At 69.7% G+C, this 13466-nt stretch carries 13 protein-coding genes; 6 read left to right on the top strand and 7 right to left on the bottom strand.

The genetic code is table 11. The features are described from left to right. Window positions 1–179: 179 nt before the first annotated feature. Window positions 180–2216: a beta-galactosidase gene (locus AC4PMY_RS08610; protein ID WP_314138065.1), complete on the bottom strand. Its 2037-nt coding sequence runs from the start codon at window positions 2214–2216 to the stop codon at window positions 180–182. 228 nt (window positions 2217–2444) lie between these two features. Here AC4PMY_RS08610 and AC4PMY_RS08605 point away from each other — a divergent pair, with 228 nt between their 5' ends. The 5 genes from AC4PMY_RS08605 to AC4PMY_RS08585 all read left to right on the top strand — a co-directional run bounded on the left by AC4PMY_RS08605 (window position 2445) and on the right by AC4PMY_RS08585 (window position 8307). Next, window positions 2445–3746 carry an ABC transporter substrate-binding protein gene (locus tag AC4PMY_RS08605; protein ID WP_064295800.1) on the top strand — a complete coding sequence of 434 codons (1302 nt, stop codon included), beginning with the start codon at window positions 2445–2447 and terminating at the stop codon, window positions 3744–3746. 59 nt (window positions 3747–3805) lie between these two features. Continuing rightward, window positions 3806–4792 (top strand): carbohydrate ABC transporter permease, encoded by a 987-nt coding sequence (locus AC4PMY_RS08600; protein WP_079000704.1) that lies wholly within the window; start codon window positions 3806–3808, stop codon window positions 4790–4792. A 4-nt stretch (window positions 4793–4796) separates the two neighbouring features. After that, window positions 4797–5699: a carbohydrate ABC transporter permease gene (locus AC4PMY_RS08595; RefSeq protein ID WP_079000706.1), complete on the top strand. Its 903-nt coding sequence runs from the start codon at window positions 4797–4799 to the stop codon at window positions 5697–5699. A gap of 73 nt (window positions 5700–5772) precedes the next feature. Continuing rightward, complete coding sequence (locus AC4PMY_RS08590) at window positions 5773–6786, top strand: LacI family DNA-binding transcriptional regulator (protein ID WP_491622464.1); 1014 nt, start codon at window positions 5773–5775, stop codon at window positions 6784–6786. 84 nt (window positions 6787–6870) lie between these two features. Further along, on the top strand, window positions 6871–8307 hold the full coding sequence (locus tag AC4PMY_RS08585; RefSeq protein ID WP_491622463.1) for a glucose-6-phosphate dehydrogenase: 1437 nt from the start codon (window positions 6871–6873) through the stop codon (window positions 8305–8307). A gap of 84 nt (window positions 8308–8391) precedes the next feature. On the opposite strand, the gene AC4PMY_RS08580 is transcribed toward AC4PMY_RS08585, so the two are convergent. After that, complete coding sequence (locus tag AC4PMY_RS08580) at window positions 8392–9573, bottom strand: alcohol dehydrogenase catalytic domain-containing protein (RefSeq protein ID WP_491622462.1); 1182 nt, start codon at window positions 9571–9573, stop codon at window positions 8392–8394. A gap of 90 nt (window positions 9574–9663) precedes the next feature. After that, complete coding sequence (locus AC4PMY_RS08575; protein WP_314138059.1) at window positions 9664–10587, bottom strand: LysR family transcriptional regulator; 924 nt, start codon at window positions 10585–10587, stop codon at window positions 9664–9666. Between the two features lie 72 nt (window positions 10588–10659). Between AC4PMY_RS08575 and AC4PMY_RS08570 the strand changes: the two genes are divergently transcribed. Next, window positions 10660–11598, top strand: coding sequence for a DMT family transporter (locus AC4PMY_RS08570; RefSeq protein WP_491622461.1), 939 nt, complete (start codon window positions 10660–10662; stop codon window positions 11596–11598). A 6-nt stretch (window positions 11599–11604) separates the two neighbouring features. On the opposite strand, the gene AC4PMY_RS08565 is transcribed toward AC4PMY_RS08570, so the two are convergent. From AC4PMY_RS08565 to AC4PMY_RS08550, 4 genes are read right to left on the bottom strand one after another with little or no spacing between them, the layout of a single operon-like run. After that, window positions 11605–11988 (bottom strand): hypothetical protein, encoded by a 384-nt coding sequence (locus AC4PMY_RS08565; RefSeq protein ID WP_314138057.1) that lies wholly within the window; start codon window positions 11986–11988, stop codon window positions 11605–11607. Beyond that, entirely contained in the window at window positions 11988–12602 is a 615-nt protein-coding gene (locus tag AC4PMY_RS08560) for an Asp23/Gls24 family envelope stress response protein (protein ID WP_314138055.1), read from the bottom strand. Before AC4PMY_RS08560 ends, AC4PMY_RS08565 begins: the two co-directional genes overlap by 1 nt. Further along, on the bottom strand, window positions 12599–13150 hold the full coding sequence (locus AC4PMY_RS08555; protein ID WP_491622460.1) for an RNA polymerase sigma factor: 552 nt from the start codon (window positions 13148–13150) through the stop codon (window positions 12599–12601). The genes AC4PMY_RS08560 and AC4PMY_RS08555 overlap by 4 nt, the downstream gene beginning before the upstream one ends. A 7-nt stretch (window positions 13151–13157) precedes the next feature. Next, on the bottom strand, window positions 13158–13460 hold the full coding sequence (locus AC4PMY_RS08550; protein WP_064295807.1) for a hypothetical protein: 303 nt from the start codon (window positions 13458–13460) through the stop codon (window positions 13158–13160). Between the last annotated feature and the right edge of the window lie 6 nt (window positions 13461–13466).

Below are 13466 nucleotides of genomic sequence, written 5' to 3'. Positions count from 1 at the left end.
ACCCCGGTCCGTGAGCTTGTCGAGGGGTGCGACTGATGAACGGAGACCCGGTCCCTGAGCTTGTCGGAGGGCGCGACTGGTGAACGGGAACGCGGTCCGCGGGCTTGTCGACGGGCGCGATCGGTGAACGGGAATCCGGTCCCCGAGCCTGTCGACGGGCGTCTGAGCCCGCTCCTCGCTCAGCCGCCGAGCGGGGTCCGGATCACGCGGAACGCACCCGCCGGGATGTCCACCGCATCCGAGACCACCGGCTCGCCCGTCAAGAGCTCGACCGCACCGGTCGTCGTGAGCTGCGCATCCTCGTCGCCATGGTTGATCGCGATCGTGAACGACGCCTCCTCGCCCCAGCGGGTCACGACCTCCAGCCCGAGCGGCGGTACCGGCGGCGCGTCGACGCCTGCCTGCTCCAAGGCTTCGGACAGCAGCTCCGACAGTCCGGCCTCGTCGAGCTTCGTGGAGACGTACCAGGCGGTGCCGGCGCCGAACCGGTTGCGGGTCACTGCGGGCTGACCGGCGGCGGGGCCGGTGACGTAGCCCGACACGGCCTCGGCGCCCTCGAGCACGATGTCGTCGCTCCAGCTCGAGCCGGTCCGTCCGTCGTCCAGTTGGACGGTCTCGCCCTCGTGCAACGGCAGGAACTCCGGGACCGAGAGGCCCAGCACGCGACGGAACGCTCCCGGTGCGCCACCCTCCCAGACGGCGTCGTGCTCGTCGACGACGCCCGAGAAGTACGACACGACGAAGGCGCCGCCGCCCTCGACATACGCGGTGAGGTTCTCGGAGGTCTCGCGGTCCGCCAGATACAGCGACGGGGCGAGGACGAGGCGGTAGCCGCTCAGGTCGTCGTGCGGGTGCACGAAGTCGACGGTGACGCCAGCCCGCCAGAGGGCGGCGTAATAGGCCTCAACGCGCTCGCGATGGTCGAGCTCGACCGACGGGCGCCACTCCAGGTCCTGGGCCCAGAACGACTGCACGTCCCAGAGGATCGCGACCTCGCTGCGCACCCGGGAGCCCACCAGCTCGTCCAGTTTGCCGAGGTCATGACCGAGCGCCATGACCTCACGCCAGATGCGACTCTCCGTGCCGGCATGGGGGAGCATCGCCGAGTGGAACTTCTCCGCGCCGTACCGCGAGGCGCGGAACTGGAAGTAGAGGATCGCGTCGGCCCCGCGGGCCAGGTGGCTGGCGCTGTTGCGGGCGAGTTCGCCTGCGCGCTTCGCGATGTTGCGCGGCTGCCAGTTCACCGCCGAGGTGGAGTGCTCCATGAGGATCCACGGGTCGCCGCCGGCGAGCGAGCGGGTGAGGTCCGAGTCGAGCGCGAGCAGGATGTGGTTGTCCTCCCGCTCCGCGACGAGGTAGTAGTCGTTGGCGACGATGTCGACCTCGCGGCTCCAGGCCCAGTAGTCGATCGAGCGGCAGTTCGTGGCCATGAAGTTCGTCGTCACCGGGGTCTCCGGTGCGTACCGCTTGATGATGTCGCGCTCGGCGACGTAGCACTCGAGCAGGATGTCCGAGGTGTAGCGGGCGAAGTCGAGTCGCTGCGTCTGGTTGACGACGGAGGCCGAGACGCGCGGTGCGTCGATCTCGTCCCACTCGCCGTAGTCCTGGCCCCAGAAGCGGGTGCCCCAGGCGGCGTTGAGTGCTTCGATCGAGCCGTAGCGCCGCTGCAACCACGCCCGGAAGGCGAGCACCGAGCCGTCGGAGTAGTCCTCGCTGATCGGTGCGCCGTACTCGTTGTGCACGTGCCAGAGGACGACGGCCGGGTGCGATCCGTAGCGGGCGGCGAGCTGCTCGGTGATCGCGGCTGCAGCGCGACGGTAGGCGGGGGAGCTGGGGCTCGCGATGCCGCGTGAGCCGTGGCCGAGTCGCAGTCCCTCGCGGGTGACCGGGTGAGCCTCGGGGTGGCGCTTCCAGAACCAGGCCGGTGGCACCGTCGTCGGCGTCGCGAGGTCGACCGAGATGCCGGCCTCGTGCAGCAGACCGATGATGTCGTCGAGGAAGCTGAAGTCGTATTCGCCCTCGCGCGGTTCGAGGACCGCCCAGGAGAAGATCCCGACGCTCACGAGGTCGACACCGGCCGCCTGCATGAGGGCGATGTCCTCGAGCCAGGTCTCCCGCGGCCACTGCTCGGGGTTGTAGTCGCCGCCGTAGCGGAGGCCGGTGGTGCCGGGGATCCAGGTGGCTCGTGCGGTGAGCGGGTCGAGCTCGATGGTCATGCTGCGTCTCCTGTGACTCAGTGGGCCGAGAGCGAATCCATTCGATCGCCTGGCTGTGTGCGCTCCCAGTTTTATCACAGACTCGTGCGACACATTTCGAAGGATTTTCGATGTTGACAACGTGAAACGGTTGTGAATAACTGTAACCGCTCACAGGTACAACGACGTTCTCCATCGAAACGTCGCTGCCCCGCACCAGAGCGCCCCAGCTTTCGACAAGGAGGACGAATGCGCAGCACGCTTCGCCACATCGGCATCGCCACGGTCGCCACGACGGCCCTACTGCTCTCCGGATGCTCGGCATCCTCGGGCGGCACGGAGTCCGGCCCCGTCAAACTCACCTACTGGGCCTGGGCGCCCAACCTCGAGCAGGTCGTGGAGCTGTGGAACGAGGACCACCCCGACATCCAGGTGGTCGTGCAGAAGCAGGACGGCGGCGACCCCGCCATCACCAAGCTGCTCACGGCCATCAAGGCCGGCAGTGGCGCTCCCGACCTCATCCAGGCCGAGTACCAGAAGATCCCGACGCTCGTGGCGTCCGACGCGCTCGCCGACATCTCGAAGCAGGGCGCAGCCGATCTCAAGGACGACTTCTCCGACGGCGTGTGGAACTCGGTCACGCTCGGTGGCGATGCGGTCTACGCCGTCCCGCAGGACTCCGGCCCGATGATGGCCTACTACCGCACCGACATCCTCGACAGCCTCGGCCTCAGCGTGCCGACGACGTGGGACGAGTACGCACAGGTCGCCCGGGCCGTTCACCAGGCCGACCCGACGAAGTACCTCGGCACCTTCTCCGCGAACGACGCCGGCTGGTTCGCCGGACTCGCGCAGCAGGCGGGTGCTTCGTGGTGGTCGATCGACGGCGACAGCTGGGGAGTCGACATCGACGCCGGCCCGACCGAGCAGGTCGCCTCGTACTGGGGCGGACTCGTCGAGGAGGGTGCGATCGACAACAAACCGATGTACACGCCCGAGTGGAACGCCGGGCTGAACGACGGTTCGCAGGTCGGTTGGATCTCCTCCGTCTGGGCACCCGGCGTCCTCGGCGGCAACGCCCCCGACACTGCCGGCAAGTGGACCGCGGCCGAGCTGCCGCAGTGGGACGCCTCGAAGCCCTCCAACGGCAACTGGGGTGGGTCGTCCACCGCGGTGACCACGCAGTCGAAGCACGCCGAAGCCGCCGTCGAGTTCGCCACCTGGTTGAACACCGACCCGAAGGCCGTCGCCGCGCTCGCCGACGTGTCCGGGGTCTACCCGGCCGCGACGAAGGTCGCCGCCGACGCCCTGAAGACGTCGCCCGAGTTCTTCAGCCAGCAGAGCGACTTCTACGACATCGCGTCGAAGGCCTCCGAGACCGTCGCGCCGTTCACCTACGGCCCGAACGTCAACGTCGCCTTCAGCGCCTACAACGACGAGTTCGCGAAGGCGGCCGAGGCGAAGACCGCGCAGGCGTTCTCCGACGCCGTCGCCGCGATGCAGTCCATCACCATCGACGACCTGAAGAAGAGCGGCTTCTCGGTCAAGTAGTCCCACGGGGCCGGCTCATCGAGCCGGCCCCGCTCCCGCCCTCGACCCAAGGAATCGGCATGGCTGCACCATCCGCGCTGGACACGATCCGGCCCACCCAGGATCCGCCGACGGGCTCGCGTCCGCCGGCCCGATCGCGCAAGAACCTGAAGAGTCGGGTGCTCATCCCGTACGCGATGCTCGCCCCCGGCATCATCCTGTTCCTGGTGTTCATGGCGGCGCCCATCGTCTACACGCTGTTCCTGAGCTTCCAGAAGAAGCAGGTCACGGGGCTCGGCCTCGGCTCCGGTGCTCGCACGACGGCCTTCGCGGGCTTCGAGAACTACCTCGGTGCATTCAACGACCCGGAGTTCGCGGCGAGTGTCGGACGAGTGCTGCTGTACGGCCTCATCCTCATCCCGTGCATGCTCGGACTCGCCCTGCTCTTCGCGCTGCTGCTCGACTCCCGTCGCACCCGGGCGGTCTCGTTCTCGCGCATCTCGATCTTCCTGCCGTACGCGGTGCCCGCGGTGATCAGCTCGCTGCTCTGGGGCTTCCTCTACCTCCCGGCCGTGAGCCCCTTCTACGCGATCTTCGACAGCCTCGGCTGGGACGCCCCGGAGATCCTGTCCTCGGGGACCATCATCTTCGGCATCGCGAACATCGCCCTCTGGGGTGGCGTCGGCTTCAACATGATCGTCATCTACACCTCGCTGAAGGCCGTGCCGAGTGAGATCTACGAGGCCGCCCGCATCGACGGTGCGAGCGAGATCCAGATCGCACTGCGGATCAAGATCCCGATCGTCGCCCCAGCGCTCGTCATGACGGCCCTGTTCTCGATGGTCGCCACCCTGCAGGTGTTCGCCGAGCCGACGACGTTGCGGCCGCTCACGAACAGCCTCTCCACGAGCTGGTCGCCGCTCATGCTCGTCTACCGCGACGCGTTCACCCGTGACGACATCTACTCGGCCGCCGCGACCTCGATCATCATCGCCGTCGCCACCTTCATCGTCTCCTTCCTCTTCCTCCGGGTCGTGCAGAAGCGAGCCTTCGGTCAGGAGGACTGACACCATGACCACACTTCGACTCGACCGACCCGCCGGTGCGCGACGCCGCGAACGCGCCGGCAGCACGACCATGCGCTCCGACCGGCCCAGCGGCATCTCGACGGGCATCCTCATCCTCGGCGCGATCTACTGCCTCTTCCCCGTCTTCTGGGTGCTCATGGCCTCCACGAAGAGCAGCGGCGAACTGTTCTCCACCTTCACCCTCGTGCCGAGCACCCATCTGTTCGACAACATCGTCGAGCTGACCCAGTACCGCGACGGACTCTTCTGGCGCTGGATGGTGAACACCGCGCTCTACGCGGGCATCGGCGCCATCGCCTCCACCTGGGTCTCCGCGATCTCGGGCTACGTGCTCGCCAAGTTCGACTTCCCGGGCAAGCGCACCGTCTTCAGCATCCTGCTCATGGGCGTGCTCGTGCCGGGGGTCATCCTCGCGATCCCGCAGTACTTCCTGCTCGCGAACGTCGGGCTGACGAACACCTTCTGGGGTGTGCTCCTGCCGCAGATCATCAGCCCGTACGGCATCTACCTCGCCCGCATCTACGCGGCCGCAGCGGTGCCGACCGACGTCATCGAGGCGGCCAGGACGGAGGGCGCGGGTGAGTTCCGCATCTTCGGACGCATCGCGATGCCGATGATGCTGCCCGGACTCGTGACGATCTTCCTGTTCCAGTTCGTCGCCATCTGGAACAACTTCATGCTGCCGTACATCATGCTCGGCGACGACTCGCTGTTCCCGATCACCGTCGGCCTCAACGGGCTGCTCAACCAGGGCGCCTCCGCCCCCGCGCTGTACACCCTCGTGATCACGGGTGCCCTGCTCGCCATCGTGCCGCTCATCCTGATCTTCCTCATCCTGCAGCGCTTCTGGCGGGTGGACCTCGCGGCCGGTGCCGTGAAGGCATGAGCCGCCGTGGCCCGCGCGGTGGCATCAGAACGTGCCGCCGTCGTGCGCGAAGCCTCAGCACTAGGCTGAAGGGATGACCACCGTCCCGTCCCGTCGGCGCCCGACGATCGACGACGTCGCGGAGGCCGCCGGTGTCTCCCGCGGCACGGTGTCACGGGTGCTGAACGGCGGGCGTTGGGTCAGCCAGGACGCGAAGGCGGCCGTCGACGCGGCCATCCGGAAGACCGGGTACCGCGTCAACCCGCACGCGCGGAGCCTCGCGACGAACCGCACCGGATCGGTTGCGTTCCTCCTCACCGAGGACCACCAGCTGCTCTTCGAGGACCCGAACTTCTCGATGCTGCTGACGGGGGCCGCGCAGGCGCTCGCCGAACGGCAGCTGTCGCTCGTGCTCATCATGGCGGGCAGCGCTGCCGAGCAGGAGCGCGCGCTCGCCTACATCGAGGCGGGTCACGTCGACGGCGTGCTGCTCGTCTCGGCGCACAGCGGACAGCGGCTCATCAGCGACATCGTGGACTCGAAGGTCCCGGCCATCGCGTGCGGCATCCCGCTCGGGTTCCAGAAGCGCCTCGGGTACGTGGCCGCGGACGACCTCGAGGGCGCCCGCGAGATGGTGGCGCACCTGCGTGGGCTCGGCCGGGAGCGGATCGCGACGATCGCCGGACCCGAGGACACCCCGGGCGGCGTCACACGGCTCGAGGGCTACCGGCTCGAACTCGGCGAGGCGTACGACGACCGGCTCGTCCGGCACGGCGACTACGGCCGCGCGAGTGGTGAAGCGGCGATGCGCGAGCTGCTCGAGGCCGACCCGACGATCGACGCCGTCTTCGTGGCCAACGACCGCATGGCCGCCGGCGCCATCGACGCTCTGCGAACCACCGGCCGACGCGTGCCGGAGGACGTCGCCGTCGGCGGCTTCGACGACTCGAGCATCGCGGTCGGCACCGATCCCGCCCTCACGACGATGCGCCAGCCGTTCGAGCGGATCAGCGCCGAGATGGTGCGCCTCCTCCTGCAGGTCATCGAGGGCGAGCGTCCCGCGGCGATCACGCTCCCGACGGAACTCGTGGTCCGCGACTCGGCGTGAGCGGATCTGTCCGGGAGCTTGTCGAGGGGCGCCCGCCTGCGCAACCCCGAGCGTCTCGCGGCTCCGTCCATGAGGATTGAGTGCATGAGCGACCAGTCCGACACCACCACCCAGCACGATCCCGACACCGTACCCGGCATCCCGGACGCGGAGTCGCTGGAACCGACGAAGCGCACCATCGCGATCCTCGGTGCCAACGGCGACCTGGCCAAGCGGCTCCTGATCCCCGGCCTCGGCGAGGTCGTCGACGCCGCACGCGACATCTCGCTGCAGATCATCGGTGCCGCCCGCACGCCGCAGCCGAACGAGGAGTGGCGTGCGACCGTCCGCGCCAGCCTCGAGGACGCCGGGATCGGGGCCCGGACCGTCGATGCGCTGGTGTCGACGACGGAGTTCATCCCGACCGACGCCTCCGACCCCGACGAACTGCGTGCACTGCTCGACGCCTGCACCGGCTCGCCGATCCTCTACATCGCGCTCCCACCGTCCGCAGGGCGCAAGGTCGCCGAGGCGCTCGCGCAGATCGACCTGCCCGACGACCTCCTCATCGCCATCGAGAAGCCCTTCGGCGACGACCTCGCCGACGCCCAGGCGCTCAACGCGGCGCTCGCCGAGGTCGTGCCGGAGGAGCGTCTGTGGCGCATCGACCACTTCCTCGGTAACGCGACCGTCCTCGGGATGCTCGGCCTCCGCTTCGGCAACCGACTCCTCGAGGCGGGCTGGAACGCGGAACAGATCGAGAAGGTGGAGATCCTCTACGACGAGGAGCTGGGGCTCGAGGGTCGTGCGGCGTTCTACGACCAGACCGGCGCGCTCCGCGACATGCTGCAGAGCCACCTGCTGATGGTCCTCGCGCTCACCGCGATGGAGCGGCCGGACGCGGTGACGCCGACCGACGTCCACGACCGCATCGCCGAGGTCCTCGGCGCCGTCCGGCTGTGGAAGGACGACCCGTCGACCGCCCGTCGCGCCCGGTACACCGAGGGTCGGGTCGGCGACCGGCTCTTCCCCTCCTACGTGGACGAGCCCGACGTCGACGCCTCCCGTGAGACGGAGACGCTCGCACAGCTCCTGCTCCAGGTCGACACCCCGCGCTGGCAGGGGGTGCCGTTCGTCCTGCGCTCCGGCAAGGGGATCGGCGACCCGCGCCGCGAGGTGGCCGTCCACTTCCGCCGCTCGGCCGCGCCGACGGGGCTCGACGCTCCCGACGGACACGCCGACACCGTCCTCCGGATGTCACTCAAGGGCGGCGCGGTGCACCTCGACCTCATCGTGACCGGAGCCGATGACGTCGACGGCCTGCGCCGGGTCGAGCTCGAGACGGACCCTGGAGCCGCGACCCTGAGTGCCTACGCGCAGGTGCTCGCCGGCCTCCTGCAGGAGAACACGCTGCTGTCGGTGCGCGGCGACATCGCCGAGCAGTGCTGGCGCATCGTCACCCCGGTCGTCACCGCCTGGGCCGCCGGCGAGACGCCGCTCGAGGAGTACGAGGCGGGGAGCGCCGGTCCGACGGACTGGTGACCGGGCTCTGACGCACTGCTGACCGCCTGACATGAGACGACCCGCGCCGAATGATCGGCGCGGGTCGTTTCGCTCAGTGGGTGGTTACGCCGACGGCTTCAGGACGACCTTGATGCAGCCGTCCTCCTTCTTCTGGAAGGTCTCGTACATCGCCGGAGCTTCGGCGAGCGGGACCCGGTGGGTCGCGAGGTCGAGCACGCCGAGCGGGTCGGTGCTGTCCTCGACGAGGGGGAGCAGCGTCGGGATCCAGCGGGCGACGTTGCATTGACCCATCCGCAGCGACGCCTGCTTGTCGAACATCGACTTCATCGGCATGATGTCCGCCTCACCGGCGTACACGCCGCTCAGGGAGACGACACCGCCACGGCGGACGAGCTCGAGCGCGGTGTGCAGGGCGGCGAGTCGGTCGATGCCGGCGTGCTCCATGGCCGGTCGCGCGATCGCGTCGGGCAGCACGCCGACGGCCGTCTGTGCCGCAGCCGCGATCGGTGAGCCGTGGGCCTCCATGCCGACGGCGTCGACGACCCCGTCAGGGCCGCGTCCGCCGGTGGCGTCGCGGAGCTCCGCGACCACGTCGTCCGAGAGGTCGAGGGCACGGATGCCGTGGCGCTCGGCGAGGGCGCGGCGCTCCGGCACCGGGTCCACGGCGAAGACCTCGAGACCGCGGTGCTTGGCGATGCGGGCCGCGAGCTGGCCGACCGGGCCCAGGCCGAGCACGGTGATCGAGCCGCCGTCCGGCACCGCGGCGTAGTCGACACCCTGCCAGGCGGTCGGGAGGATGTCGCTCAGGTAGAGGTACGACTCGTCGGGCAGGTCGCGACCGACGACGATGCAGTTCGCGTCGGCGAGCCGCACCTGCAGGAACTCGGCCTGTCCACCCGGCACCTGACCGTAGAGCTTCGTGTAGCCGTACAAGGAGGCGCCGCTGCCGTGCTCGGTGACCTGGGTCGTCTCGCACTGCGACTGCAGCCCGTTGCGACACATGAAGCACTCGCCGCACGCGATGGTGAACGGGATGACGACCCGGTCGCCGACCGCGACGCGGGTGACCTCGGAGCCGACGGCTTCGACGACACCCATCGTCTCGTGGCCCAGGACGTCGCCGCGGTCGAGGAACGGGCCGAACAGTTCGTAGAGGTGGAGGTCGGAGCCGCAGATGGCTGCCGAGGTGACACGGATGATCGCATCGGTGGGGGCGGTGATCGCGGGGTCCGGGACGGTCTCGACCGACACCGACCGGCGACCCTGGTACGTGAGTGCGCGCATGGATGCTCCTTCGTCGTTGTCCGTCCACCCTGCGCCTCCCGGGCGTCCGGCGACCGGGGGTGGACGTGTCGTCGGAGGGCTGATACGAGCTCAGCGTGCCGCGTCGGCGGCCACGCGCTGGAGACTGGCGAGCACCGACCGGACCGCGGACCGCGCCATCGCCTCCGGTCTGGCCAGGACGTCGACGTGCCGGACGAGGACCGCGCCGGCGACCGGTCGGAGGATCATGCCGTCGACGGCCAACGGCGCCGCCGTGGTGCGAGGCATGACGGCGATCGCAGCTCCCGTGCGGACGACCTGGGCGGCGACCGAGAACTCGTTGATGCGGTGGTCGATCCGCGGCGCCCGTCCGCTCAGTGCGCCCAGCTGGTGGAGGACGCCGGCGAGCGGGAACCCTTCGTGCGTCGAGATCCAGCGTTCGTCCCGCAGATCCTCCGGCCGTACCTCCGATTGTGCGGCCAGCGGATGCGTCTCGTGCATCGCGATGTCCAGGGGCTCGACGAGCAGCGGCGTCACGACGAGGCGGTCGAGCGGCCACGCCGGCTCGTGCGGGAGGCGGTGGGCGACGACGAGGTCGTAATCGGCGGTGAGACCGGCGAAGCGGTCCTGCGCGACGTCGGCGTCGGCGAGGAGGAGCCGCGGAACCGGACCGGTCGCATCGACTCCGGGGACGGGACCGCCCGCGAGCAGCGGTCCGAAGAACGCCAGCCCAGCGCTGTGGAACGCGGAGACGCTCACGGGGCGCTGCTCGTGCTGGAGGAAGGAGTCCACGGCGTCCCTGGCCTCGGCGAGTGCCTCCTCCACGCGCGCGGCGGCGACGGCGAGGGCTTCACCGGCCTCGGTGAGGACGAGGCGACGCCCGTGCTTCTCGGTGAGGGGCACCGGCATGGTGGCCTGCAGTGCGGCGAGCTGTTGCGACACGGCCGAGGCGCTGACGTGCATGGCCGCGGCGACCGCAGCGACGCTCCCGCGGTCGCCGAGTTCGCGGAGGAGCCGGAGGCGGGCAGGATCCATAAGTGATTCCTTCATCGTCGATCCAGACACTGGCCGTTGTTCTATCGTGTCCGTCTCCTGGAGAGTAGCGGCATGGCTCGCCGCGCACCCTCCGAACTCATCGTCGACGTGTTGCTCGTCGGGGTCGCAGCGGTCTGGGGCGCCAGCTTCCTCGCGGCGAAGGACCTCGCGGCCGTCACCGGTGTGCCGGCCGCGGTCGCCCTGCGCTTCCTGGTGGCGGTGATCGCCATCGGGCTCATCTGCCTCGTGCGGCGGGAGCGCCTGCCGCGCGGACGGGGCCTGCTGATCGCGGCGGCACTCGGCTGCTCGCAGGCCGCGATCATCGGCCTCGAGACGTGGGGCGTGCACCTGACCTCGGCGACGAACGCCGGGCTGCTCATCAGCCTCGCGCTCGTCATGACGCCGGTGCTCGACGGTGTCGCCTCGCGGTCCTGGCTCCCGAGGTCCTACTTCGTCGCCGCGGTCGCAGCCGTGGTCGGTGTCGCGCTGCTCGTGTCGGACGGCGGCCTCCGCGCACCCACCGCGGGCGACGCGCTCGTGATCGCCGCCGCCGTCGTCCGCGCGGTGCACGTGACGTCGAGCGCGCACCTGACCCGAGGCCGCACCGACAGCACGCTCGGCGTGGTCTTCGTCCAGATGCTCGTGTGCGCCGGCGCGTTCAGCCTCATCGCCGGTGACGGGCTCGCCGCGGCCGTCACCCGGCTCGACGTGCGCGGATGGCTGGACGTGCTGTTCCTCGGCCTCCTGTGCTCCGTGTTCGCCTTCGTCGTCCAGCTGTGGGCGGTGCGGCGGACCTCGGCCTCGCGCGCGAGCATCCTCATGGGGACGGAACCCGTCTGGGCGCTCCTCGTCGGCGTGCTCATCGCGGGGGAGGTGATCGGCCCGCTCGGTGTGCTCGGTGCGGCGCTGATCATCGTGGCGAGCTATGTCGGCCAGGCGATCGAACGTCGCCACCGCGCGCGGACGACCGGTACGGCACCCACGGCGCAGCAGGAGCCGGCGCCCGTCTGACGGGGTCTACAGCGTGGTCGCCGAGCCGGTGAACGGCGTTCCCAGCGGTGCTGCGTCCTCGATCCGGCAGGCGCGGACGTCGATCTCATGGATCGGTGTCCCCTCCCTCGACGTCGCGAGCACCCCGCGGATCGCATCGCCGACGAGGCGGAGGGTCGCCGGCACCGGAGCGCCGTCGGTCACGCCGATGGTCACGCCGATCGTCAGCGCACCGTCTGCTTCGCGACCGACGGCCACCTTCGCGGGCTCCTCGTCGTCAGGACCGACCGCATCGGCGACGGTCCGCAGGACCACACGGATCGGCGACCCGGTCGCGTAGACCGTCGTGACCCCCGGTGTCGCGGCGACGACGGCGGTGAGCTGCTGCGAGAGTGCGGCATCGGTGTCCATCAGGAGTCCTCCGGCCGGGCGACGCGCTGCGTGTGGATGTCGATGATCGTGACGTCGACGGCGACAACATTGAGTTCGGTGTGCGTGGAGAGTTCCGCGACGACGCGATCCCGGATGAGCTGCGACAGTCGTTCGAGGTTGTTGCCGAACGCGGCCGAGGCGGTGATCGCCACCGTGATGGGCGCGTCCAGGGTCGTCACATCGCCGTCGAGGCGGACGCGACCGACGATGACCCCGCCGACGCTGTCGCCCACCCCGCGGATCAGGGTGCGGACCGAACCTTCCGTGATGCGCAGGTGCACCTCGGGGTCCGGATGCCTGAGCGGGATGTCCCGACCGGCGTGCGCCTCGAGCGAGATGTTCTGGAGCACCGCGTGCATCCAGGAGCGGTCCTGCTCGGAGTGCGTCGCGGCCTCCGACTTGAGCAGCGCCCAGGTCTGGGTGCGCAGCCGGAGGAGGGCGTCGAGGGCGAGTTGGCAGCCGGGGGAGGCTTCGATGTCGGGGTCGAGGGGCTCGCGGCCGCTGTCGAGGTAGTCGGAGAGCTCGTCGATGGTGTGCCCGTCGAGGTCGGCGCCGGCCAGGCCGTCGAGCATGGACTCGTCGTCGTCGTTCATCGCCACACCTCCATCTCCCGCAGGACGGTCTGTCTGGCCCGCGCGAGCTGACCGCGCACCGTCGACACCGGGACCCCGAGCGACTCGGCGATCTCGACGTATGACAGCCCGCCCGTCTCCTTGAGCATCCAGCACTCACGCTGCATGGCGGGGAGTCGGTCCAGGACCGAAGCGAGGGCGCTCATCTGCATGCGCACCTCGACGACCCGTTCCGGGGATTGATGGGACGGGGCGGGTGCATTCCAATCCTCGATCTCACTGTGCTCACGGCGGCGCCTGATGCGGTCGATCGCCCGGTTCGAGACCATGCGCATCAGCCAGGACTTCACCGCGTTCGGGTCGTTCAGTCGGTCCAGCTGACCCCAAGCCTGGATGAGGACGTCCTGTACGACGTCCTCCGCCTCCGACTGGTTGCCCAACACGCGGACGGCGTAGGCGCGCATGAGGGAACCGTGCCGGAAGACGAGGACTTCGAAGGCGGTGACGTCTCCGTCGGCCGCGCGCTCGGCGAGGATGCCGTCCGAGAGGACCTCGAGCGAGCGCTTCACGGTGTGGCTAGAGGACGGCGAACGCGGTGAGGGCGACGGCGGTCGCGGACACGATCGCGGACGCGGCGACCGTGGCGACGTACGGAAACTGGAGCGTCCTCGCCGGGCCGTTCTCCACCGCCTCCTTGGCACGGAGCAGGGAGACGAAGACCCCGAGGTCCTTCCCGGTGCTCGAGGCGGCGACGAAGCGGCCGTCCCGGAACTCGACCATGCCGGCGTACTCGCCGTCGATCGAGGCGACCCAGAGGGTCGCGTCCGGCTCAGCCCAGGCGACCGTGGTCGTCGTGCCTCGCTCCAACACCGTGCTCATGACTTC

It is taken from the genome of Plantibacter sp. MDV22-iso1, assembly GCF_058408345.1.
The sequence above is the reverse complement of the archived record's forward strand: the minus strand, read 5'-3'. Positions and strand labels throughout refer to the sequence as shown.

Bases quoted from the DNA above. Each gene is read 5' to 3' on its own strand.
- AC4PMY_RS08590 (WP_491622464.1), top strand. From the start codon at position 5,773: ATGACCACCGTCCCGTCCCGTCGGCGCCCGACGATCGACGACGTCGCG.
- AC4PMY_RS08565 (WP_314138057.1), bottom strand. From the start codon at position 11,988: ATGGACACCGATGCCGCACTCTCGCAGCAGCTCACCGCCGTCGTCGCC.
- AC4PMY_RS08570 (WP_491622461.1), top strand. From the start codon at position 10,660: ATGGCTCGCCGCGCACCCTCCGAACTCATCGTCGACGTGTTGCTCGTC.
- AC4PMY_RS08600 (WP_079000704.1), top strand. From the start codon at position 3,806: ATGGCTGCACCATCCGCGCTGGACACGATCCGGCCCACCCAGGATCCG.
- AC4PMY_RS08585 (WP_491622463.1), top strand. From the start codon at position 6,871: ATGAGCGACCAGTCCGACACCACCACCCAGCACGATCCCGACACCGTA.
- AC4PMY_RS08595 (WP_079000706.1), top strand. From the start codon at position 4,797: ATGACCACACTTCGACTCGACCGACCCGCCGGTGCGCGACGCCGCGAA.
- AC4PMY_RS08550 (WP_064295807.1), bottom strand. From the start codon at position 13,460: ATGAGCACGGTGTTGGAGCGAGGCACGACGACCACGGTCGCCTGGGCT.
- AC4PMY_RS08605 (WP_064295800.1), top strand. From the start codon at position 2,445: ATGCGCAGCACGCTTCGCCACATCGGCATCGCCACGGTCGCCACGACG.
- AC4PMY_RS08575 (WP_314138059.1), bottom strand. From the start codon at position 10,587: ATGGATCCTGCCCGCCTCCGGCTCCTCCGCGAACTCGGCGACCGCGGG.
- AC4PMY_RS08560 (WP_314138055.1), bottom strand. From the start codon at position 12,602: ATGAACGACGACGACGAGTCCATGCTCGACGGCCTGGCCGGCGCCGAC.
- AC4PMY_RS08610 (WP_314138065.1), bottom strand. From the start codon at position 2,216: ATGACCATCGAGCTCGACCCGCTCACCGCACGAGCCACCTGGATCCCC.
- AC4PMY_RS08580 (WP_491622462.1), bottom strand. From the start codon at position 9,573: ATGCGCGCACTCACGTACCAGGGTCGCCGGTCGGTGTCGGTCGAGACC.